At 74.0% G+C, this 21,396-nt stretch carries 19 protein-coding genes; 7 read left to right on the plus strand and 12 right to left on the minus strand.

Translation table 11 applies throughout. The features are described 5' to 3' along the window. Positions 1-5: 5 nt before the first annotated feature. Positions 6-788, minus strand: coding sequence for a histidinol-phosphatase (gene hisN, locus ACLQ14_RS13310; RefSeq protein WP_425813731.1), 783 nt, complete (start codon positions 786-788; stop codon positions 6-8). Between the two features lie 77 nt (positions 789-865). On the opposite strand from hisN, the gene ACLQ14_RS13315 reads away from it, so the two are divergent. After that, positions 866-1,852 (plus strand): phosphotransferase family protein, encoded by a 987-nt coding sequence (locus ACLQ14_RS13315; RefSeq protein ID WP_425813733.1) that lies wholly within the window; start codon positions 866-868, stop codon positions 1,850-1,852. A 339-nt stretch (positions 1,853-2,191) separates the two neighbouring features. Here the strand turns inward: ACLQ14_RS13315 and rsgA are convergent, their stop codons facing one another. The 4 genes from rsgA to ACLQ14_RS13335 form a co-directional block, all read right to left on the minus strand. Next, complete coding sequence (gene rsgA / locus ACLQ14_RS13320; protein ID WP_425813735.1) at positions 2,192-3,280, minus strand: ribosome small subunit-dependent GTPase A; 1,089 nt, start codon at positions 3,278-3,280, stop codon at positions 2,192-2,194. Between the two features lie 4 nt (positions 3,281-3,284). Continuing rightward, a complete protein-coding gene (aroA, locus tag ACLQ14_RS13325) occupies positions 3,285-4,649 on the minus strand; it encodes a 3-phosphoshikimate 1-carboxyvinyltransferase (protein ID WP_425813737.1) in 1,365 nt (454 codons plus the stop codon). A gap of 61 nt (positions 4,650-4,710) precedes the next feature. Next, complete coding sequence (locus ACLQ14_RS13330) at positions 4,711-5,808, minus strand: hypothetical protein (RefSeq protein ID WP_425813739.1); 1,098 nt, start codon at positions 5,806-5,808, stop codon at positions 4,711-4,713. Positions 5,809-6,048: 240 nt separating this feature from the next. Then, a complete protein-coding gene (locus ACLQ14_RS13335; protein ID WP_425813741.1) occupies positions 6,049-6,552 on the minus strand; it encodes a DoxX family membrane protein in 504 nt (167 codons plus the stop codon). A gap of 287 nt (positions 6,553-6,839) precedes the next feature. Between ACLQ14_RS13335 and ACLQ14_RS13340 the strand changes: the two genes are divergently transcribed. Beyond that, complete coding sequence (locus tag ACLQ14_RS13340) at positions 6,840-7,520, plus strand: sigma-70 family RNA polymerase sigma factor (protein ID WP_425813743.1); 681 nt, start codon at positions 6,840-6,842, stop codon at positions 7,518-7,520. After that, positions 7,517-7,876 carry a mycothiol system anti-sigma-R factor gene (gene rsrA, locus ACLQ14_RS13345; protein ID WP_425813745.1) on the plus strand — a complete coding sequence of 120 codons (360 nt, stop codon included), beginning with the start codon at positions 7,517-7,519 and terminating at the stop codon, positions 7,874-7,876. Before ACLQ14_RS13340 ends, rsrA begins: the two co-directional genes overlap by 4 nt. Before the next feature lie 90 nt (positions 7,877-7,966). Here the strand turns inward: rsrA and ACLQ14_RS13350 are convergent, their stop codons facing one another. Next, positions 7,967-8,041, minus strand: a complete 75-nt coding sequence (locus ACLQ14_RS13350; protein ID WP_098459088.1) for a 50S ribosomal protein bL37 — start codon at positions 8,039-8,041, stop codon at positions 7,967-7,969. Between the two features lie 138 nt (positions 8,042-8,179). Here ACLQ14_RS13350 and ACLQ14_RS13355 point away from each other — a divergent pair, with 138 nt between their 5' ends. After that, entirely contained in the window at positions 8,180-9,022 is an 843-nt protein-coding gene (locus ACLQ14_RS13355) for a DUF4097 family beta strand repeat-containing protein (protein WP_425813747.1), read from the plus strand. Beyond that, positions 9,022-9,651, plus strand: a complete 630-nt coding sequence (locus ACLQ14_RS13360) for a helix-turn-helix transcriptional regulator (RefSeq protein ID WP_425813981.1) — start codon at positions 9,022-9,024, stop codon at positions 9,649-9,651. Before ACLQ14_RS13355 ends, ACLQ14_RS13360 begins: the two co-directional genes overlap by 1 nt. Positions 9,652-9,734: 83 nt before the next feature. On the opposite strand, the gene ACLQ14_RS13365 is transcribed toward ACLQ14_RS13360, so the two are convergent. The 6 genes from ACLQ14_RS13365 to ACLQ14_RS13390 all read right to left on the minus strand — a co-directional run bounded on the left by ACLQ14_RS13365 (position 9,735) and on the right by ACLQ14_RS13390 (position 18,671). Beyond that, positions 9,735-10,325 carry a GDSL-type esterase/lipase family protein gene (locus tag ACLQ14_RS13365; RefSeq protein ID WP_425813983.1) on the minus strand — a complete coding sequence of 197 codons (591 nt, stop codon included), beginning with the start codon at positions 10,323-10,325 and terminating at the stop codon, positions 9,735-9,737. Between the two features lie 170 nt (positions 10,326-10,495). Further along, positions 10,496-11,476, minus strand: a complete 981-nt coding sequence (locus ACLQ14_RS13370) for an aldose 1-epimerase family protein (RefSeq protein ID WP_425813749.1) — start codon at positions 11,474-11,476, stop codon at positions 10,496-10,498. Positions 11,477-11,487: 11 nt separating this feature from the next. Further along, on the minus strand, positions 11,488-12,498 hold the full coding sequence (locus tag ACLQ14_RS13375; RefSeq protein ID WP_425813751.1) for an aldo/keto reductase: 1,011 nt from the start codon (positions 12,496-12,498) through the stop codon (positions 11,488-11,490). Between the two features lie 166 nt (positions 12,499-12,664). After that, positions 12,665-16,510: a multifunctional oxoglutarate decarboxylase/oxoglutarate dehydrogenase thiamine pyrophosphate-binding subunit/dihydrolipoyllysine-residue succinyltransferase subunit gene (locus tag ACLQ14_RS13380; RefSeq protein WP_425813985.1), complete on the minus strand. Its 3,846-nt coding sequence runs from the start codon at positions 16,508-16,510 to the stop codon at positions 12,665-12,667. Positions 16,511-16,782: 272 nt separating this feature from the next. Then, a complete protein-coding gene (locus ACLQ14_RS13385) occupies positions 16,783-17,886 on the minus strand; it encodes a HAMP domain-containing sensor histidine kinase (RefSeq protein ID WP_425813753.1) in 1,104 nt (367 codons plus the stop codon). After that, positions 17,883-18,671, minus strand: a complete 789-nt coding sequence (locus ACLQ14_RS13390; protein ID WP_425813755.1) for a response regulator transcription factor — start codon at positions 18,669-18,671, stop codon at positions 17,883-17,885. Before ACLQ14_RS13390 ends, ACLQ14_RS13385 begins: the two co-directional genes overlap by 4 nt. 224 nt (positions 18,672-18,895) lie before the next feature. Between ACLQ14_RS13390 and ACLQ14_RS13395 the strand changes: the two genes are divergently transcribed. After that, a complete protein-coding gene (locus tag ACLQ14_RS13395; RefSeq protein ID WP_425813757.1) occupies positions 18,896-20,260 on the plus strand; it encodes a hemolysin family protein in 1,365 nt (454 codons plus the stop codon). After that, complete coding sequence (locus ACLQ14_RS13400; RefSeq protein WP_425813759.1) at positions 20,257-21,315, plus strand: hemolysin family protein; 1,059 nt, start codon at positions 20,257-20,259, stop codon at positions 21,313-21,315. Before ACLQ14_RS13395 ends, ACLQ14_RS13400 begins: the two co-directional genes overlap by 4 nt. The last annotated feature ends 81 nt before the right edge of the window (positions 21,316-21,396 follow it).

Raw genomic sequence — 21,396 nt, forward strand, 5'->3', positions numbered from 1 at the left:
TGCGGTCAGTCGCCCAGGTACTCGAGGGCCGCGTCGTGCAGGTGGCCGTTGGACGCGATCGCGTTCCCGCTGAACGGGCCGGGCTTGCCGTCGAGGCCGGTGAAGCGGCCGCCGGCCTCCGTCACGATCGGGACGAGTGCGGCCATGTCGTAGAGCTCGAGCTCGGGCTCCGCGGCGACGTCGACGGCGCCCTCGGCCACGAGCACGTAGGACCAGAAGTCCCCGTACGCCCGGGTGCGCCAGACCGTGCGGTGCAGGTCGAGCATCGAGTCGAGCCGGTCGCGCTCCTCCCAGGCGGTGAGGCTGGAGTACGACAGCGAGGCGTCCTCGAGCTCGGTGACCCCGGAGACCTGGAGCCGGGTCGCCGCCGAGAGGGACTTGCCGGTCCAGGCGCCCGAGCCCTTCGCCGCCCACCACCGCCGCCCCAGCGCGGGCGCCGACACGAGCCCGGCGACGACCTCGTCGCCGTCGACGAGGCCGATGAGCGTCGCCCACACGGGCACGCCGCGGACGAAGTTCTTGGTACCGTCGATCGGATCCAGGATCCATCGCCGGGGCGACGACCCCGTCGCCCCGAACTCCTCGCCGAGGATCGCATCGCGGGTGCGGGCCCGCTCGAGCGTCGACCGGATCATCCGCTCGGCGTCGCGGTCGGCGTCGGAGACCGGCGTGCGGTCCGGCTTGGTCTCGACGTGCAGGTCGAGCGCCTTGAACCGGGACATCGTGTGTTGGTCGACCTGGTCGGCGATCACGTGCGCCAGACGTAGGTCGTCGTCGTAGCGGGTCATGGTGACAACGTAGTGGTGGCGCGCCGCCGCCCGCGGCACCGCGCCGGGGACACGTGCCAGGACGGGAGAAGACGGACATGCCAGGCCTTCAGATCAGGCGCACGGAACGGCCCGCCCCCGGCTTCCAGCGGGACGTGCCCGACGACGTCGTGGCGGCCGCCTGCGAGGAGGCGTTCGGCGCGGGTGCGGTGCGTGCGGCGACGGCCACGACGACCGGCACGTACAACGTGACCTTCCGGCTCGACCTGGCAGACGGCGGCGAGGCGTACCTGCGCTTCGCGCCGGAGGAGTCGTCACAGGGCGCGGCGGACCGGCACGCGATGCGCAACGAGCACGCGGCGACCCCGTTCGTCGCCGTGCTCGGCCCGCTCGTGGCACGGACGGTCGCGGTGGACTTCACGCACCGGCTCGTCGCCCGCGACTGGGTGGTCCACACCGCCGTGCCCGGCGTCCCGGCGTCGGACGTGCTGCTCGACGACGCCGGCCGTGATGCCTTCCACCGCAACCTCGGCGCGGTGTGCGCGACGCTCCACACGGTCCGGGGCGACGGGTTCGGCAGGGCGCTGGCCCCCGTGCATCCGCGCTGGTCGGACGCCGTCGCGGAGGACGTGGCCGCGCTCGCCGCCGACGCCCGCAGCGCCGGCGTGGACCCCACCCTGGTGGCCCGCACCGAGGCGGCGGTCCCCAAGCATGCGGACGCCCTCGACGTCGTCCGCGTGCCGGCGCTGCTCCACGGCGACCTGTGGCGGCCGAACGTGCTGCTGGCCCCCGGCACGGCCCGGATCACGGGGGTCCTCGACCACGACGCCGCACGCTGGGGCGACCCCCGCGCGGAGTGGGCGTGGTCGCGCATCCGCATCGCCGGCGCCGCGGCGGAGGCCGCCTTCCGGGCGGGCTACGGCGACACCGCCGACGACGACGCCGCGAGCGTCCGCGACGCCGTCTACGACCTGCGGCACACCCTCGCGATCCGCCTCGACATCGACCGGCGCGGGCTGGACCGGTCGCAGATCCCGCCCGAGCACTGGGCGCTCGAGCCCCGCCTGGCCGCGCTCGGCTGCTGACGCCGACGGTGACGTTCGGTTCGTCGACGGTGACGTGGTGTCCGCGGGTGGGTTTGGGCAGCTGGTTCGGACTGCGTCGCCTTCAGGCCCCTGGGGGCCTTCCGGCTCCTTGACGTCCTTCACCACCTGCCAGAACCCACCCGCTCCGAACGTCCCGCTCACCACCCGGGGGCGCCGTCGTCGAGCAAGCACCTTCGCCGCCGAGCAAGCGCCGAACCGCTGCTTGTTCGACGCCGGACCCGCTTGCTCGGCGTACGACCCACCTTGAGCCCGCGCCCAGTTCGGGCCACACCGCCTCCGTGTCACCGTCGGCGAACGCAGCGTCGCCGTCGGCGAAGGTCAGTCCCGGTCGCCGGCCGCCCGCGCCTCGACGAGCCGCCGGAACGACGTGAGCCGCGCCTCCCGTGCATCGCGCGTCGCGTCGTCGGGCGCCTCCTCGACCCAGGCGTCGAGGGCGCAGTCGGGGGCGCCGGCGAGGTGCGTGCAGCCGCGGGGGCAGCGCTCGACGGCGACGGCGTCGAGGTCCTCGAACGCGCTCAGCACACGGGCGACGTCGACGTGCGCGAGGCCGAACGACCGGATCCCGGGCGTATCGATGACCCAGCCGCGGCGACCGCCCGCCGGAAGGCCGGCGTCGGGCACGGGGAGCCGCAGCGCGACCGCGGAGGTGGAGGTGTGCCGGCCCCGGCCGGTGACGTCGTTGACGTGACCGGTCGCGCGGCCGGTGCCGGGGACGAGCGCGTTGACCAGGGTGGACTTGCCGACGCCCGAGTGCCCCAGCAGCACCGAGACGCGCCCCGCGACCGCGGCACGCAGCGCGTCGACGCCGTCGATGGCGCTCGCACCGCTGGCGGCGTCGGGCTGCTCGCGACGCGTGACGACGACGCGGACGCCGATCGGCTCGTACAGGTCGCGCAGCACGTCGGGGCTCGCGAGGTCGGCCTTGGTGAGGCACAGCAGCACGTCCATCCCGGCGTCGTACGCGGCGACGACGGCCCGGTCGATGAACCCCGTGCGCGGCTCGGGCTGGGCGAGCGCGGTGACGATGACGAGCTGGTCCGCGTTCGCGACGACGATCCGCTCGTACGGGTCGGTGTCGTCCGCGGTGCGCCGGAGCACGGTGCGCCGCTCGGCGATCCGCACGATCCGCGCGAGAGAGCCCTCGTCCCCGCTGGTGTCGCCGACGACGTCGACCTGGTCGCCGCACACCACCCGGTCGCGGCCGAGCTCGCGCGCCTTCATCGCGAGGACGACGCGCTCGTCGGACCCGTCCTCGTCGAGCAGCAGCGTGTACCGGCCGCGGTCGACGGCGGTCACCCGGCCCGGAAGGGCGTCCTCGTGCGCGGGGCGCTGCTTGGTGCGGGGGCGGGTGCCGCGGCGCGACGGGCGCTCCCGGATGTCCGACTCGTCGAGCTCGCGGCCGGCCACGGGCTCAGGCCCGTCCGTCGGGACCGGGGGTCGGCGCGCCGTCGTCCAGCATCGCCGACCAGAGGCCCGTGAACCCGGGCAGGGTCTTGGCGGTCGTCGACACGTTCTCGACCGAGACGCCGGGCACCCGCAGCCCGACGAGCGCGCCGGACGTCGCCATCCGGTGGTCCGCGTACGAGTGCCAGACGCCGCCGTGCAGCGGGGCGGGCGTGATCACGAGGCCGTCGGCGGTCTCCTCGCAGCCGCCGCCCAGCGCGACGATCTCGGCGCGGAGCGCAGCAAGCCGGTCGGTCTCGTGCCCGCGCAGGTGCCCGACACCGCGCAGGCGGCTGGGCGAGTCGGCGACCGCGGCGAGTGCCGCGACGGTGGGGGCGAGCTCGCCCGCGGGGGAGAGGTCGACGTCGATGCCGCGGACCGTGCCGTCGCCCGTCACGGCCAGGACGCCGTCCTCGAGCGTCCAGCGCCCGCCCATGCGCTCGAGCAGCCCGGGGACGAGCGCGCCCGGCTGCGTCGTCTCGGCCGGCCAGCCCGGCACGCGGACGGTGCCGCCCGCGACGAGGGCCGCCGCGAGGAACGGCGCTGCGTTCGACAGGTCCGGCTCGACGCGGACGTCGCGCGCCGCGATGGTGCCGGGCAGGACGCGCCACGTGGGGACGTCGCCGGGCGCCCCGCCGAGCCCCGAGACCTGGACCTCGACGCCTGCCTCGCGGAGCGTGAGGACCGTCATCTCGATGTGGGGGAGCGACGGCAGGTGCGCGCCGACGTGGCGGACGGTCAGACCGTCGTCGAACCGCGCCCCGGACAGGAGCAGGCCCGACACGAACTGGCTCGAGCCCGACGCGTCGACGTCGACCGTGCCCCCGCGGACGGCGCCCGTCCCGGTGATCGTGAAGGGCAGCGTGCCGCGGCCGCCGTCGTCCACGCCGACGCCGAGCGCACGCAGCGCGTCGAGCACGGGTGCCATGGGGCGGACCCGGGCGCCCTCGTCGCCGTCGAACCGGACAGCGCCGTCGGCCAGCGCGGCGACGGGAGGCAGGAAGCGCATCACGGTCCCGGCGAGCCCGCAGTCGACGGCGGCGCCGCCCCGCAGGCGAGCCGGCGCGACGCGGACCGTGGAACCGTCCACGTCGACGCGGACGCCCAGCGCGCGCAGCGCCGCGACCATGAGGTCGGAGTCGCGGCTCCGCAGCGCGCCGTGCAGGGTTCCCGGGCCGTCGGCGAGGGCCGCGAGCACGAGCAGCCGGTTGGTGAGCGACTTGGAGCCGGGGACCTCGACGGTGGCGTCGAGCGGGCGGCCCGCGAGGGGCGCGGCCCAGGGTGCGTCGTCGGTCGGCAGAGCGGTGAGCGGCGCGGTCCCCGGGATCGTCATGGGATCAGGCTATCGGCCTGCGGGCGCGCCCGATCGGCGCGCCCGCAGGCCGGGCGGTGCCTCAGGCGGCGCGGCGGCGGACGACGACGAGCGTCCCGCCGGCGGCAACGAGGAGCACGGCGCCGATGACGTACGGGAGCACGTTCGCGCCCGTCTCGGCGAGGTCGCCGCTCGAGTCGGCGACGGCGGCGGCCGACGTCGTGGGGGAGGCCGTCCCGCCCGCGGCCAGGACGACCGTCGTCGCCTCGGGGCTGGCGGTCGTGGTGTCCGCGACGCCCGACGCCGGAGCCTCGGTGGTCGCCGTCGACGCGCTCGGGGCGGCGCTCGTCGACGGGCTGGGCGACGGGGCCGTCGAGGAGGGCGTGGAGCTCGCCGACGGGCTCGACGTCGCAGCGGAAGACTCGTCGGACGACGGCGTCGGCGTGGTGGTGGTGTCCTCGCTGGGCTTGGTGCTGGGCGACGTGCTCGGGCTGCTGGTGGCGTGCGAGGTCGGCTTGCCGCCGCACTCCACGTGGCCCTGCCAGTGGTAGTTGGTGCCGGCGACCTGCACCCACGTGTACGCGTAGTGCTTCCAGCCCGGCCAGCCCGGGAGCGTGGTCGGGTTGAAGTGGTGCGTCCCGCTCCACGTGCCCTTGTCGTTGTGGAAGTTGAACGTCCGCTGCTCGCCGGTGTCGAGGTTGGTGATGGCGACGTTGGCGTCGTTGGCCTGGCCCGACGGTAGGTCGGTCGGGTAGGTGACGGTGACGCCGTCCGCGTCCGGCGCGGGGTAGCGCCAGTCCCAGCCGGACTGGCCGGCCTTGACCTCGTGGACCGTGACGTGGCTGATGTCCTGGGACACGCCGCGCCTGTTCGTCGAGGGCGTCGTGACGGTGACCTCGGGGGCGCCCGGCGACACGCTCTTGTACGCCACGGTCGTCGCGGACTTCACGCAGTACGCGTCGATCACGTACCCGGCGTCGGCCTTGGCCTCGTAGGAGGTGCCGGTGAGGTTGTCGAACTTCTTCCAGCCGTCGCCCTCGGGGCAGACGTCCTGGCCGTGGTGGCCGGTCGTGGCGGGGAGGGCCGACGACGCGAGCGCGGCAGGCGCGGAGGCGACGCCGAGCAGGGTCAGTGCGGCGAGGGTGGTGGCGATCGGCAGGTGCCGGCGTGCAGCAGTCATCGGTGCGGAGCTCGCTTCTCTGGGTCGGTCGACGGCGACCGCAGCCTAAGGCAACACAGCGAGCGCTCCGAGGCGTCGAACCGTCCCAACCGCACCGACTGAGGCGGTTATGACCCTTATCGACCTATATAGCCAGGACCAAAGCGCGCATCCGGTCCAAAACCGTGTCCGAATCGTGACGTACGTGGCGACCTGCGAGCGGCACTCCCGGGGCGCGAGGCAGTCCGGCCCGCGCACCGCCTACGCGTCGTGCGCGACCGCGGACCGCACGGCGTCGTCGACCGCGGCATGACGCACGTGCCGCTCCTCGCGCGCGTGCTCGACGCGCCACCGGACACCGGGCCGGCCCTCGGTGTCGGCCGCGGCCAGGAGCGCCGCACCCGTGAGCCCGAGCGCCTTGACGAACCGGCCGGCGCGTTCGTCCCTGCGGCCCGGCTCGCGCGTCACCGGCTGGTACGCGACGGCCAGGGGGGCCGTCAGCGCCGCGAGGGCGAGCGCGGCCGTCCGCGGCGCCTTGTTGACGGCCAGGAGCAGCCCGGCGACCGCGGTCAGCGCGCCGTGCGCACGGACGACCAGGGCGACCCGGCCGCGCGTCGCCTCCCGGACGCCGGGGACGAAGGCCCCGACCTGGTCGAGCGTCGCCTCGGCGACCTCGACGTGGGGGGCCGGCCGGAGCGCGGCGCTCACGCCGTCGTACACGAAGGGCACGGCCAGGAGCGGGCGGGCGAGGTGTCGCAGCAGCATCTGTCCAGACTGTCGCACCGCCCGCCGCCACGCCACCCGCGCGCAGGTGGTGGGCCACCCCCGGCTGCCTACGATCGATCGATGATCCTTCACGCCGCGGCGTTCGAGCCCACCCGTGGTGGCGGCGGGGAATGTTCCGCGCCCGGGTCGACGTTCCACCCCACGTGACGTGCGCTGTGCTCGAGAGTCCCGCCGTCCGGCCCCAGGTGCGGCCGGACCAGTTCGTCGACGGCCCCCAGGTGACGCTCCCAGGCCGCGCGAAGCGTCGAGGACTAGGCTCGGTGACGATGACTCAGACCCCAGCCGACCCGGCCGCCGCGGTGGGCTCGCCCACCGCCGTACCCGACGTCGACCCCGACGACACGAACCGCGCGCCCGCGACCGAGGACGAGGCGGCCCGCGCCGCGCGCTTCGAGCGGGACGCGCTGGCGTACCTCGACCAGCTGTACTCGGCGGCGCTGCGGATGACGCGCAACCCGGCCGACGCAGAGGACCTGGTGCAGGAGACGTTCGCCAAGGCGTACGCGGCCTTCCACCAGTACCGGCCGGACACGAACCTCAAGGCGTGGCTGTACCGGATCCTCACGAACACGTTCATCAACTCGTACCGCAAGAAGCAGCGCGAGCCGCTGCAGTCGAACGCGGAGGACGTCGAGGACTGGCAGATCGCGCGCGCGGCGTCGCACACCTCCCAAGGGCTGCGTTCCGCGGAGGCCGAGGCGCTGGACCGGCTGCCGGACTCGGACATCAAGGCGGCGCTCCAGCAGCTCCCCGAGGACCGGCGGATGGCCGTGTACTACGCGGACGTCGAGGGCTTCCCGTACAAGGAGATCGCGGAGATCATGGGGACGCCGATCGGCACCGTGATGTCGCGTCTGCACCGGGGGCGGCGGCAGCTGCGCGAGCTGCTGGCCGACTACGCACAGGATCGAGGGCTCGTGGGGACGAGCGCAGGAGGACAGTCGTGAGCAGCAACGTTCCCGTCGAGGGCAGTGGCGACGCAGGCGTCGGCCGCGCCTCGGCAGCTCTCGGCGCCGATGCCGAGGGCATCGAGCCGATCCCGCACGCCCTGGGCGACGGCGGGGAGTGCGACCACGTCGTCGGGCACCTGTGGGAGTACCTCGACTCGGAGATGACGGAGGACGACGCGGTACGCATGCGCGCGCACCTCGCCCACTGCTCCCCGTGCCTCGCGGAGCTGGGGCTGGACGAGCTCGTGCGTCAGCTGCTGCGCCGGTCGTGCGCCGACCGGGCGCCGGCGACGCTGCGGGCCCGCCTGTACGCGCAGTTCTCCGTGACGAGCGTCATCGCGCGCGAGGCCTGAGCCGCGGGGCGTCCGCCCGCCGTGGACATGACGAGGCCCCGGTCTCCGTGAGGAGCCCGGGGCCTCGTGCCGTGCCCTGCCCGAGAGTGCTCAGGCGTTGGGACGACGGCCGTGGTTGGCGGCGTTGCCCTTGCGGCTGCGACGCTTGCGCCCGCGCTTGCTCATGGCTGTCTCCTTCGAGGTGTGAGGGTTCGCTGTCCATGGTCCCACACGGCGGGGGTTGCCAGCGCCAAAGACGCGATATAACGTGTCCGGCGAGACAAGATATATCGCGTCACTCGACGCGGAGGGACGGAGACAGCCATGGGGCAGCACTGGACGGTGGCGGAGCCCACCACCATCGAGGTCGGGGAGACCGTCGACGCGCTCGAGGTCACGCTCGTGCGCGGCCGGATCGACGTGGTCGCCGGGGACGGACCCGGCTCGCGCGTCGAGGTCCACGCGCTCACCGGGCGCCCGCTCGAGGTGGACGTCTCCGGCCGCACGCTCAAGGTCGGCTACCGCAACGTCGGCTTCGCCGGCTTCGCCGACAAGCTCCGGCTCTTCCGCTCCGACGAGTCCGCCGACGTCCAGGTCACGGTCCCCGCCGACGTCGCGCTGAAGCTCGCCGTGGTCAAGGCCGACGGGCTCGTCGCGGGCCTGCGGGGGAACGCCAAGGTCTCGACGGTCAGCGGTCCGGTCGTCGTCGACCAGTGCACCGGGGACCTCACCGTCAGCACGGTGTCGGGCGAGCTCGTGGTGCGGGACCACACGGGCAAGGTCGAGGTCTCGAGCGTGTCCGGTGCCACGACCGTCTCCGGCGACGTCCCGGGCGTCACGGCGAGCACCGTGTCGGGCGACGTCACCCTCGACCTGACGACGACGCCGCGGACCGTGAAGGTCTCCGCCGTCTCGGGCGACGTCGTCCTCCGGGCGCCCGAGGTCGCCCGGCTCACGCTCAAGCTCTCGGCCGCGTCCGGCCGGGTCACGGTGGACGGCGTCGAGCAGTCCGCCCGCCACCACAAGGGTGCGGTGCTGGCGGTGCCGCGCGCGCTGGGCAGCGCCGTCGTCAACGTGGTCTCGGGCGACCTGACCGTCCTCGAGCGACGGGTTCCCGAGGACGCTGCGGGCACGGCGCCCGGCGCGTCGGACGGGCGGGACGCGTGATGGTCGCCGTCTTCGCGCACGGCGAGCTGCGCCTGTACCTGCTCGCTCTCCTCGACGACGGTCCGCGGCACGGCTACGAGCTCATCACCGCGCTCTCGGACCGGTTCGGCGGGACCTACCGCCCCAGTGCCGGCACGGTGTACCCGCGCCTCGCGCGGCTCGAGGAGGAGGGGCTCGTCCGGCGGACCGCGTCGGGCCGCACCGCGCCCTACGCCCTCACCGACGCCGGCCGCGAGGAGCTCGCGAGCCGGGCCGACGACGTCGCCCGGCTCGAGCGAGGCATCGACGACACCGTGCGCGAGCGCGCGCAGTCCCTGCGCGACGACGTCGCCAGCTCGATGCAGGGGCTGCGTGCCGAGCTCGCGCTCGCCGCCCAGGAGGCGCGGCAGGAGGCGCGGCAGGGCGCACCCGGGGCGTCGCGGGACGCCCACGAGCGCGGGCGGCAGGTGCGGGCCGCGTCGAACCGCGCCCGCCGCGAGGTCGACGCCATGCTCCAGGCCTTCCGCGACGACCTGCGGGCCGAGCTGCGGCGCGCCGACGCCGTGGACTCGGTGACGCGCGTCACCGTCGAGACGGCGCGGACCGTCCTCGACTCCGCGCGCGCGGCGATCCGCGCGACCCTGCGCTGACCCGTCCCCGGAGGTGTGCCGTGCTGGCGGTCGTGACGCTCCTCACCGGGCTGCGGCTCCCCGGCCCCGTCGTGGGGGCGCGGTCAGAGCGCGGGGTCCGGCAGGCCCAGCCACTGGTGCCAGCCGGTGTGCAGGACGAGCCACGCCATGAGGCCGTAGCCCGCCTGCCCGGGCATCCCCGTGGGTCCCGTGGCGAGGTCGCCGAGCCACTGCTCGTGCCCGACCAGCGGCCCGAACGTGTCGACGTACGGGACGCGGCGCCGGTTCGCGACGTCGGCGTACGCGTCGGACAGCTCGCCGAGCCTGCCGTTCTGCTCGGGGCTCCCGGGCGGCGGTCCGACGACGAACGTCGGCAGACGCCGCTGCTCGGCGACGTCCAGGACGTTCGCGAGGTTGAGGCGGCTCCGGGCGAGGGAGAGGTCGGTGTCGACGTCGTGCCGCCCGAGCGCGACGACCAGGCGGTTGTCCGCGCCGGGGGCGGGCGAGAAGCGGCGTGACGCCTCGGCGTCCCAGCGCTGGGAGAGGCCGGTCGAGCCCTCGCCGGGGATCGCGAGGGGCATCACCACGGTGACGCCGTCGAACCGGGTGCGCGCCGCGACCCGGCCCGTCCAGCCGAGGCCACGCGCGTCGCCCGCGCCGGCGACGAGCTCGTCACCGACCACGCACACCCGCAGCTCGGTGCGGTCGTCGCCGACGGGCGCGCCTGCCGCGTAGGCGGAGCCGTTCCCCGAGGTGCTGCTCTGGTTCACCGTGCTCCGTCCGTCCGCTTCCGCCACCCCCACATTGTGACGTACGGACCGCCCGTTCCCCGGGAGCGAGCGGTCCGTACGCGTGTGGTGAGCCGTCAGGCGAGCACCAGGCCCCAGCGCGACGTGTGCGAGGCGCCCGGCTCGAGCACCACGAGCAGCTCGCCGGTCCGGAACGCGTCGGCGTAGCACGTCTGCGGCTCGACGGCCACGGCGCTGCGGCGGATGCTGGGCGGGTTGATGAAGTCGCCCGTGCACACCTGCCACGAGCCGAACGTCTCGTCCATCCACAGCCGGGTGGTGCGGCCGTCGAGTGTGGCGAGCTCGGCCCACGAGAGGCCGTCCGCGTCGCGCAGGACGCCCACGAACGCGTCGTCGAGCACCGCGCCGGCGAGCGTGGAGGCCTCGCGGTGGTCGTAGGGGCCGGTGACGGGCTCGGTGCCCACCGGGAGCAGCCGGTCGTCGGTCGTGACGCGGGTCTCGGCGTCGAGCCGCAGGGTGCAGTCGTCGACGGCCGCGCCCCGGGTGGACAGCCACGGGTGGAAGCCGACGCCGTACGGCGCGCGCTGCGTCCCGTCGTTCGCGGCGGTCGTCGTGACGGTGAGCCCCGCGTCGGTGAGCGCGTAGCGCACGGTGAGCAGGACGTCGAACGGGTAGCCCGACGTCGGCACGATCCGGTGCGTCAGCTCGACCGCGTCCTCGGCGTCGGTCGTCGTCCGGGCCGAGACCTCGAAGCGCACCCAGCACACCAGCCCGTGGAGCGCCGTCATGCGGCCGACCTCGTTGACCGGCACCTGGTGGTCGGTGCCGTCGAACGTGTAGGCGCCGTCCCGGAGGCGGTTGGGCCAGGGCGCCAGCACGGCGCCGTGGCTCGCGGGGGCGATCTGGTCGGCCGCGTAGGGCTGGACGACCTCGAGGCCGCCCACCGTGTAGGCGCGCAGGGTGGCGCCGACCTCGGTCACCACCGCCTCGTGCGGCCCGTGGCGGAGCACGACCTGCTCGCCCGACGGCGCGTGCCTCGGCGTGGGGTCGGCGGCGCCCAGCGGCGTCTCGGTCGTCTCCGTCGGTCGTGTCGTCATCGGGGGTACCGTCACCACTTCTCGTGCAGGGCGGCGCGGAACCGCTCGTCGTAGATGCGGCGGACGCCGCGTTCGAAGGTCGGGCCGAGGACGCGCGCCGAGCCCGCGGCCGCGTTCGTCCTGGCCTGCTCGGCGCTGCGCGCGCCGGGGATCACGGTGGAGACGCCGGGCTGCTGCCAGACCCAGGCGAGCGCGGCCTGGGCGGGCGTGAGCCGGGGGGCGTCGTCGTCGGGCGCGCCGAGCTCGTCCACGAGCCGGGAGAACTCCTGTGCGGCCTCCACTCCCGTGGCGTAGTCCACGCCCGAGAAGGTCTCGCCCACGTCGAACGACTCGCCGTGCCGGTTGTAGGTCCGGTGGTCCGTCTCCGCGAAGGTCGTCTGCGCGGTGTACCGGCCGGACAGCAGCCCGGAGGCGAGCGGCACGCGGGCGATGATCCCGACGCCGGCCTCCGACGCCGCGGGGAGCACCTCGTCCAGCGGCTTGAGCCGGAAGGCGTTGAGGATGATCTGCACTGTCGCGACGTTCGCGCGGGCGACGGCGGCCAGCGCCTCCGCGGTCGTCTCGACGCTCACCCCATAGGCCGCGATCGCGCCCTCCTCGACGAGCGTGTCGAGGGCGTCGAAGACGGCGTCGTCGGAGTACACCGCGGTGGGCGGGCAGTGGAGCTGCACCAGGTCGAGCCGGTCGGTGCGCAGGTTGGTGCGCGACCGGTCCACCCACCCGCGGAACGCCTCGAGGGTGTAGGCCTCGGGGACCTGCTCGACGCGCCGGCCCATCTTCGTGGCGACGGTGACCTGCGCGTCCGGCCGCTCGGCCAGGTACGAGCCCACGAGCTGCTCGCTGCGGCCGTCGCCGTACACGTCGGCCGTGTCGACGAACGTCACGCCGGCCTCGAGCGCCGCGTCGAGCACGGCGTGCGCGTCGGCCTCGCTGACGTCTCCCCAGTCCGTGCCGAGCTGCCAGGTCCCCAGCCCGACCACGGACACGAGTCGGCCGGTACGGCCGAGCAGGTGGTGTTCCACGGGTCTTCCCCTCGTTCTTGGCCCCGCCCGCGCACTCGCGGTGTCAGGTCGTGGACCAGATGGCCCCTGCGATGGTGCAGGCAGGGGTGTGCGCCGTCCAGTCTGCTCGCTCGGACGGCACGGGGCCCGGCGACCGCACCGGCCGCCGGGCCCCGTCAGGTGCTGCTCAGCGCCCGAACGCCTGCTCCAGCAGGGTCGCGGCCTGGGCCTTGTGCTTCTTCGCCGTGCCCGCCGCGGTCGCCGCCGACGCCGGACGGGACACGACGGTGACCTCCGGGAGGTCGTCGGGCAGGTTGATGTGCACGTACGACCAGGCGCCCTGGTTCTCCGGCTCGTCCTGGACCCACACCACGTCGTCGGTGGCGTAGCGGGCGAGCTCGTCGCGGATCTCGTCCTCCGGGAAGGGGTAGAGCTGCTCGAGCCGGACGAGCGCGACGGTCTCGTCGTTCCGGGCGGTCCGCTCGGCGAGCAGGTCGTAGTAGATCCGGCCCGTCGACAGCAGCACCCGCGTGACCTTGGTCGGGTCCGCCGTGGCGTCCCCGATCACCGGGCGGAACGTCCCGCTCGTGAAGTCCTCGACGCCCGACGCCGCCGCCTTGAGGCGCAGCAGCTGCTTCGGGGTGAAGACGACGAGCGGGCGCCGCGGCCGGGCGTAGGCCTGGCGGCGCAGCAGGTGGAAGTACGAGGCCGGCGTCGACGGCTGCGCGACCGTGAGGTTGTTCTCCGCGCACATCTGCAGGAACCGCTCGATGCGGGCCGAGCTGTGGTCGGGCCCCTGCCCCTCGTAGCCGTGGGGGAGCAGCATGACGAGCGAGGCGTTCTGGCCCCACTTCTGCTCGGCCGACGAGATGAACTCGTCGATCACGGTCTGGGCGCCGTTCACGAAGTCGCCGAACTGCGCCTCCCACAGGACGAGGGCGTCCGGCCGCTCGACGGAGTAGCCGTACTCGAAGCCGAGGGCCGCGTACTCGGACAGCGACGAGTCGTAGACCCAGAACTTCTCCTGGTCGGCGGACAGGTAGAGCAGCGGCGTCCACTCGGCGCCCGTCTCGCGGTCGTGCAGGACGGCGTGGCGCTGCACGAACGTGCCGCGCCGCGAGTCCTGCCCGGCGAGGCGCACCGGGGTGCCCTCCATGAGCAGCGAGCCGAACGCGGCCAGCTCGCCGAAGCCCCAGTCGATCCCGCCCTGCGTGGACATCTCGTGCCGCTTGGCGAGCATCTGCTGCAGCTTGGGGTGGACCGTGAACCCCTCGGGCGGCGTCACCTGGGCGGCGCCGATGCGCTCGAGCGCGGCCGGGCTGACCGCCGTCTTCCAGCCGACCACCGTGCCGGCGTCCTCGCGCTGCGACTCGGGGCGCTCGAGGCCGGCGACGGGCTCGGTCGACGGGGGCGGCGTGAAGCCGCCGTCGCGGGTCTCGGTGAAGACCCGCTCGAGCTGCGACTGGTAGTCCTTGAGGGCCTGCTCGGCCTCCTCGACCGTCAGGTCGCCGCGGGCCACGAGGTTCTCGGTGTAGAGCTTGCGCACCGACCGCTTGGCCTCGATCAGGTTGTACATGAGCGGCTGCGTCATCGACGGGTCGTCGCCCTCGTTGTGGCCGCGGCGGCGGTAGCAGACCATGTCGATGATGACGTCGCGGTCGAACTGCTCGCGGAACGCGAAGGCCAGCTCGGCGACGCGCACGCACGCCTCGGGGTCGTCCCCGTTCACGTGGAAGATCGGGATCTGGTAGCCCTTCGCGACGTCCGTCGCGTAGGTCGTCGAGCGGGACGACGACGGTGCGGTCGTGAAGCCGACCTGGTTGTTGATGATCACGTGGATCGTGCCGCCGGTGCGGTACCCGCGCAGCTGCGACAGGTTGAGCACCTCGGACACGACGCCCTGGCCCGCGAAGGCGGCGTCGCCGTGGATCATGATCGGCAGCACCGAGAAGCCGTCGCCGCCCAGGTCGATGCGGTCCTGCTTGGCGCGGACGATGCCCTCGAGGACCGGGTCGACCGCCTCGAGGTGCGACGGGTTCGCGGCGAGGTACACCTGCGTCTGCGCGCCCGACTCCGCGGTGAACGTGCCCTCGGTGCCGAGGTGGTACTTGACGTCGCCCGAGCCCTGGACCGACTTGGGGTCCACGTTGCCCTCGAACTCCGCGAAGATCTGCGCGTAGCTCTTCCCGGCGATGTTCGCGAGCACGTTGAGGCGACCGCGGTGCGCCATGCCGATGCAGACCTCGTCGAGGCCGTTCTCCGCCGCGCGCGACAGGATCGAGTCGAGGAGCGGGATCACCGACTCGCCGCCCTCGAGCGAGAACCGCTTCTGCCCGACGAACTTGGTCTGCAGGAAGGTCTCGAACGCCTCGGCCGAGTTGAGGCGGCGCAGGATGCGCAGCTGGTCCTCGCGCGGGGTCCGGGCGTAGCCGGCCTCGAGACGCTCCTGGATCCAGCGGCGCTGCGCCGGGTCCGCGATGTGCATGTACTCGAAGCCGATGGTGCGGCAGTACGCGTCGCGCAGGAGCCCGAGGATGTTGCGCAGCGAGTCCTGGTGCTTGCCCCCGAAGCCCGTGGTGGGGAAGGTCCGCTCCAGGTCCCACAGCGTGAGGCCGTGGTTCTGGATGTCGAGGTCGGGGTGCTTGCGCTGGCGGTAGGTCAGCGGGTCGGTGTCGGCCATGAGGTGGCCGCGCGACCGGTACGCGTGGATGAGCTCCGCGATGCGGGCGGGCTTGACGGCCTCCGCCTCGGGGTCCGTGCTGTTGTCGCGCGCCCACCGGACCGGCTCGTACGGGATCCGCAGGGCCGCGAAGACGCGGTCGTAGAAGCCGTCCTGGCCGAGCAGCTTGTTGCCGATCAGGCGCAGGAAGTCGCCGGAGCCGGCGCCCTGGATGATCCGGTGGTCGTAGGTGGACGTGAGCGTGACGACCTTGGACACGCCGAGCCGCGCGAGCTGCTCCTCGGACGCACCCGCGAACTCCGCGGGGTAGTCCATGGCGCCCACGCCGACGATCGCACCCTGGCCGCTCATGAGGCGGGGGACCGAGTGCACGGTGCCGATGCCGCCGGGGTTGGTGAGCGAGATCGTCACGCCGCTGTAGTCGTCGACCGTGAGCTTGTTGCCGCGGGCGCGGCGGACGACGTCCTCGTACGCGTTCCAGAACTGCGCGAAGTCCATCGACTCGGTGCCCTTGATGGCGGGCACGACGAGCTGGCGCGAGCCGTCGGGCTTGGGCAGGTCGATCGCGATGCCGAGGTTGACGTGCGCGGGGTTGAGGACGGCGGGCTTGCCGTCCACCTGCGTGTACGACGCGTTCATGGACGGCATCTCGGCCACCGCCTCGATCAGCGCGAAGCCGATGAGGTGCGTGAACGAGATCTTGCCGCCGCGCGTCCGCGCGAGGTGGTTGTTGACGACGATGCGGTTGTCCACGAGCAGCTTGGCGGGCACGGCGCGCACCGACGTGGCGGTCGGGACCTGGAGGCTCGCCTCCATGTTCGTCACGACGCGCGCGGCAGGGCCGCGGAGCTTCGTGGGCTCGTCGGCGGCCTCGGCCGGCAGGGCGTTGGCGGAGCGTGCGACCGGGACGTCGGCGTACGGGGCGGTGGCCGGCTGCGCGGTCGCGACCGGGCGCGGGGGAGCGGCCGGGCTCGGCGCGCTCGGCTCGGCGGGGAGCGCCGGGTCCGCGGCCGGTCGGACGGCCTTCGGGGTGGGCGCCGCGGCGGGCGCGGGCGCGGGCGCGGCGGGCGCGGGGGCCGCGGCCGCCGGTGCTGCCGTGGCCGCGTGGCTCGTGCCGTTGCTCGCGGTGCCGTTGGTGGTCGCGCCGTTGGTGCTCGCGGCCTCGGCCGGGGCGGTGCCGCTCGTCGCGCCCTCGCCGTCCGGACGGTAGTCGGCGAAGAACTCCCACCACGCCGGATCGACGGAGTTCTTGTCGGCTCGATACTGGTCGTACAGCTCGTCGACCAGCCACTCGTTCGCACCGAACGAGGCGCGCAGCGCGCTGATCGACTCTGACTCAGCCTTCGGGGACACTCGGGGATCGCCCACTTTCACACGTTTCGTGCCTGCTCGTCGGGACGCAGAGACGCATCCCTCCCCGCAAGCGTAGGCCCTCACCTGCCGTGTCACGGGCGGATCGGTGGGCCGCGACGCGAGCAATCCCGCGGATCTTCACACCGGCTCTACGGGCGGCAACAGGAGGGCAAATCCTCCTCGACCGGAGTGGTAAAGGGGGGTTGTCACAGCCCATCTTTCGGTATTCGGCGGCCTTTCCCCGACTGACGGAGCGCGAAACGTGACGCACTTCACGACGCCGGCGCGTCGCGTCGTGCCCGACCCTGCGGGCGCGCCCGGGTCGGAAGCCGCAGGCGCATGCGCGCGCCCCCGCCGTCGTCGTCGGCGACCTCGATCGTCCCGCCGTGGAGGTCGACGGCCCATCGGACGATCGCGAGGCCGATGCCCGTGCCGCCGGTCGACGTGGAGCCGAGCTGCGCCGTCGCCGAGCCGCGCTGGAAGCGGTCGAAGATGCGCCCGCGGTCCTCGGGGTCGATCCCGGGTCCCTCGTCCACCACGTCGACGACGACCCAGTCGCCGCCCGGCGCGAGCGTCGCCTCGAGCAGGACCCGCCCGCCCTGGGGGGAGTACCGGATCGCGTTGTGCAGGAGGTTGGTGATCACCTGGTCGAGGCGCACCGGGTCGGCCTCGAGCTCGAGGTCCTCGGGCGTCACGTCGACGACGTAACGGAGCTGCTTGGCGGCGTCGAGCATGGAGACGGACTCGGCCACCTCCTCGAGGAAGTCGCCGAGCGGCACCGTCTCGTAGTTGAGCGCGGCGGCGCCGGCCTCGATCCGCGACAGGTCGAGCAGGTACGCGACGAGCCGCGAGAGCCGCTCGGTCTGGGTGAGGGCCTGCTGGAGCGTCGCGGGCGTCGCGGGCGTCACGCCGTCGACGACGTTCTCGAGCTGGGCGTGGAGCGCCGCGACGGGAGTGCGCAGCTCGTGCGAGACGTTGGCGATCAGGTCGCGGCGCACCTGGTCGGACGCGGCGAGGTCGCTCGCCATCTGGTTGAAGGCGCCTGCGAGCTGGCCCACCTCGTCGCGGCTCGTCGCGGTCACGCGGAGGGTGTAGTCGCCGTCGGCCATGCCCCGCGCGGCGGCGGTCATCTCGCGCAGCGGCGAGGTCATGCCGCGCGCGAGGACCTGCGTGAGGAGCAGCGAGAGGACGATCGCGAGCGGCAGCGTCCGGCTCGGGCCGAGGTGGTTGCGCAGGCCGAGCCAGGTGACGAACGCCGCGAACGTCACCGTCGCGGCGACCAGGACGCCGAGCTTGATGCGGATCGACTGGAACCGGTCCAGCGGGCGGACGTCCGGGACGCGGCGGGTCCCGGCGCGCTCGCCGGTGCGGCTCATGCCGTGGGCTCGAACGCGTACCCCACGCCGTGCACCGTCCGGATGAGGTCCGCCCCGAGCTTGCGCCGCAGCGCCTTGATGTGGGAGTCGACCGTCCGCGTGCCCGACGCGTCGGCCCAGTCCCAGACCTCGGCCAGCAGCTTCTCGCGCGTCAGCACGGTCTTGGGGGAGCTCGCGAGCATGACGAGGAGCTCGAACTCGGTGGGGGTGAGGTGGACCTCGTCGCCCGCCCGGTAGACCCGCCGCTGCGCCTGGTCGATCGTCACGTCGCCGACCTCGATGGGCGGCTGCGCCACGGGCGACGCCGCCACCTGCGCGGCGCGGTCCACGCGCCGCAGGAGCGCCTTGAGCCGGGCGACCAGCTCGCGCATCGAGAACGGCTTGGTCATGTAGTCGTCGGCGCCTACGCCGAGGCCGATGATCATGTCGGTCTCGTCGTCGCGCGCCGTGAGCATGAGGATCGGCATCGGGTGCTCGGCCTGGATCCGGCGGGTCACCTCGAGGCCGTCGATGCCCGGGAGCATCACGTCGAGGACGACGACGTCGGGCCGCAGCCGCAGGGCCGCGTCGACGCCGGACAGCCCGTCGCGCGCGACCTCGACCCGCCAGCCCTCGGCCGTCAGGCGCTGCGCGATCGCTGTCGCGATGGCGGGCTCGTCCTCGACGACGAGCACGGTCGCGTTCGGCTCGCCCGTCGGACGAGGGGTGGGCCGCCCGACGACGTTGCCGGCGGGGACGTTCGGACGGCCGCCCGGCTGGCCGGACGGCAGGGAGCTCGGTGCCATAGGGACAGCGTGGCACAACGGGTACGAAAGCGCCGGGAGGCTCGGCTGGGGGCCGGCTGTGGGTCACGCGGAGGTGCTGTGGACGTGCTGCGGTGCCGCCCGGATAGCATGGTGCGCACCATGAACGGTGACGACCCACGACATAGGTCCTTCCGTCCCTCCCGCCCCGCCGGCGCAGCGCGCCACCAGGGGCGGCCGTCGTACGCGCAGGTGGTGGCCGCCGCGTGCTGAGCGACTGGCTCCTCCTTCTCCTCGGCGTCGTGCTCACGGCCGGCACGGCGGTGTTCGTGGCGAGCGAGTTCGCGCTCGTGACCCTCGACCCGGCCGTCCTCAAGGGCTCCGCGCACGGTGACGCACCCGACCGCCGCGACCGCAGCGTCCGCGCCGCGCTCTCGGAGCTGTCGACCGAGCTCTCGTCGGCCCAGGTCGGCATCACGGTCACCACGATCCTGCTGGGCTACACGGCGCAGCCGGCGCTGTACGACCTCGTCGTCGCCGGCCTCGGGCACACGGCGCTCGCGCGCGGCCTCGCCGTCGCGCTCGCCGGGATCCTCGCGCTCGTCGTCGTGAACGTGTTCTCGATGCTGTTCGGCGAGCTCATCCCCAAGAACTTCGCCCTCTCGCTGCCGTACCCGACGGCGCGGCTCGTCGTCCCCCTGCAGCGCTGGTTCACCACGGTCGCCCGGCCGGTGGTCGTCGTCCTCAACGGGTCGGCGAACGCGCTGCTGCGTCGCGTGGGCGTCGAGCCGGTCGAGGAGCTGTCCGGCGCGCGCTCGTCCAGCGAGCTCGCGGCGCTGGTCCGGCGGTCGGCCGCCGAGGGCACGCTCGAGGAGGGCGTCGCGACCCTGCTCACCAACACGATCGACCTCGAGGAGCTGACCGCCGTCGACGTCATGACGGACCGTCTGCGGATGGACGTCCTGCACAAGGAGGCCTCCGCGGCCCGGCTGCTCGACGTCGTCCGCGCGACCGGGCACTCCCGGTTCCCCGTGATCGACCGGGACCGCGACGACGTCGTCGGGCTCGTGCACGTGCGCCGCGCGGTCTCCGTGCCGGCCGAGCGGCGTGCCGACGTCCCCGTCGCCGCCCTCATGGTCGACGCGCCCCGCGTCCCCGAGACCGTCGGCCTCGGGCCGCTGCTCGTGGAGCTGCGCGGCTTCGGGCTCCAGATGGCGGTCGTCGTCGACGAGTACGGGGGCACGTCCGGGGTGGTGACGCTCGAGGACGTCGTCGAGGAGCTCGTGGGCGAGGTCTCGGACGAGCACGACGCGCGGGAGGTCGGCGCACGGCGCCTGCGCGACGGGTCCTGGCGCGTGCAGGGGCAGCTCCGTCCCGACGAGCTGACCGAGCAGACGGGCCTGCAGGTCCCCGAGTCCGGCGCGTACGAGACGCTGGGCGGGCTCGTCATGACCGAGCTCGGCCACGTGCCCTCGGTGGGCGACGAGGTCGAGGTCGCGGGCGTGCGCCTGCGCGTCGACGTCATGGACGGGCGCCGCGTCGAACAGCTCCGCGTGACCGGCGCGACGACCTCGGACGCCGGAGGCGGCACGGCCCCGCCCGCCCCGCCCGCGGACGGGGGAGCGGCATGAGCTCGACCGCGGGCCTGATCCTCGGCCTCGTCCTGCTGCTCGGCAACGCGTTCTTCGTCGGCGCCGAGTTCTCCGTGCTGTCCGCCCGCCGCAGCTCGATCGAGCCGCTCGCGGCCGCCGGCAACGTCCGCGCCCGCACGGTGCTGTACGCGATGGAGCACGTGTCGCTCATGCTCGCGTGCGCGCAGCTCGGCGTGACGGTCTGCTCCACGGGCCTCGGCATCGTGGCGGAGCCCGCGCTCGCGCACCTCGTCGAGGTCCCGTTGCACGCGCTCGGCGCGAGCCCCGACCTGGCGCACCCGATCGCCCTGGTCCTCGCGCTCGCCGTCGTCGTGTACCTGCACGTCGTGCTCGGGGAGATGGTGCCGAAGAACCTCGCCGTCGCAGGGCCCGACCGGGCGGTGATGATGTTCGCCCCGCCCCTCGTGCTCCTGGCCCGCGCGCTGCGCCCGGTGATCGGCGCCCTCAACTGGCTCGCCAACCACGCGGTGCGGCTCGCCGGCGTCGAGCCCCGCGACGAGGTCGCGTCGGCGTTCACCGTCGAGGAGGTCCAGTCCATCGTCGAGCACTCGGCGGCCGAGGGCGTCCTGCGCGACGAGCAGGGCCTGCTCACCGGGGCGATCGAGTTCTCCGAGCGCACGGCGAGCCAGGTGATGATCCCGATCGCGGACCTCGTCACGGTCGCGGAGGGCTGCACGCCCGACGACGTCGAGCACCTGGTGACGCGGACCGGCTTCAGCCGGTTCCCCGTCGTCCGGGGCGAGGAGCCGGTGGGCTACCTGCACCTCAAGGACGTCCTGTACGCGACGAACGGCGACCGCGACGAGCCGGTGCCGGCGTGGCGCGTGCGGCCGCTCGCGGTCGCCGGCCCGGACGACGAGATCGAGGAGGTGCTCCAGGCGATGCAGCGCTCCGGGGCGCACCTCGCGCTGGTGCGCGACGGCGAGCTGCCGGTGGGCGTCGTCTTCCTCGAGGACATCCTCGAGGAGCTCGTCGGGGAGGTCCGGGACGCCATGCAGCGGGGCGGCACGCTGCGCCGCGCCGCGCCCCGGTGAGGGCCCCGCGGGGGTGAAGGCGCTGGCTGGGACGTCCGTCCCACACCGTGCCGACACCGTCGGTGCACCTGTTCGTCACGG

Source organism: Luteimicrobium sp. DT211, from assembly GCF_049844995.1.
Classification (GTDB): Bacteria; Actinomycetota; Actinomycetes; order Actinomycetales; family Cellulomonadaceae; genus Luteimicrobium.

What these genes read in the sequence shown, in the direction of transcription:
- hisN (WP_425813731.1), bottom strand. Translation starts at nt 788, where the DNA reads ATGACCCGCTACGACGACGACCTACGTCTGGCGCACGTGATCGCCGAC.
- ACLQ14_RS13315 (WP_425813733.1), top strand. Translation starts at nt 866, where the DNA reads ATGCCAGGCCTTCAGATCAGGCGCACGGAACGGCCCGCCCCCGGCTTC.
- aroA (WP_425813737.1), bottom strand. Translation starts at nt 4,649, where the DNA reads ATGACGATCCCGGGGACCGCGCCGCTCACCGCTCTGCCGACCGACGAC.
- ACLQ14_RS13330 (WP_425813739.1), bottom strand. Translation starts at nt 5,808, where the DNA reads ATGACTGCTGCACGCCGGCACCTGCCGATCGCCACCACCCTCGCCGCA.
- ACLQ14_RS13335 (WP_425813741.1), bottom strand. Translation starts at nt 6,552, where the DNA reads ATGCTGCTGCGACACCTCGCCCGCCCGCTCCTGGCCGTGCCCTTCGTG.
- ACLQ14_RS13340 (WP_425813743.1), top strand. Translation starts at nt 6,840, where the DNA reads ATGACTCAGACCCCAGCCGACCCGGCCGCCGCGGTGGGCTCGCCCACC.
- ACLQ14_RS13355 (WP_425813747.1), top strand. Translation starts at nt 8,180, where the DNA reads ATGGGGCAGCACTGGACGGTGGCGGAGCCCACCACCATCGAGGTCGGG.
- ACLQ14_RS13360 (WP_425813981.1), top strand. Translation starts at nt 9,022, where the DNA reads ATGGTCGCCGTCTTCGCGCACGGCGAGCTGCGCCTGTACCTGCTCGCT.
- ACLQ14_RS13370 (WP_425813749.1), bottom strand. Translation starts at nt 11,476, where the DNA reads ATGACGACACGACCGACGGAGACGACCGAGACGCCGCTGGGCGCCGCC.
- ACLQ14_RS13385 (WP_425813753.1), bottom strand. Translation starts at nt 17,886, where the DNA reads ATGAGCCGCACCGGCGAGCGCGCCGGGACCCGCCGCGTCCCGGACGTC.
- ACLQ14_RS13390 (WP_425813755.1), bottom strand. Translation starts at nt 18,671, where the DNA reads ATGGCACCGAGCTCCCTGCCGTCCGGCCAGCCGGGCGGCCGTCCGAAC.
- ACLQ14_RS13400 (WP_425813759.1), top strand. Translation starts at nt 20,257, where the DNA reads ATGAGCTCGACCGCGGGCCTGATCCTCGGCCTCGTCCTGCTGCTCGGC.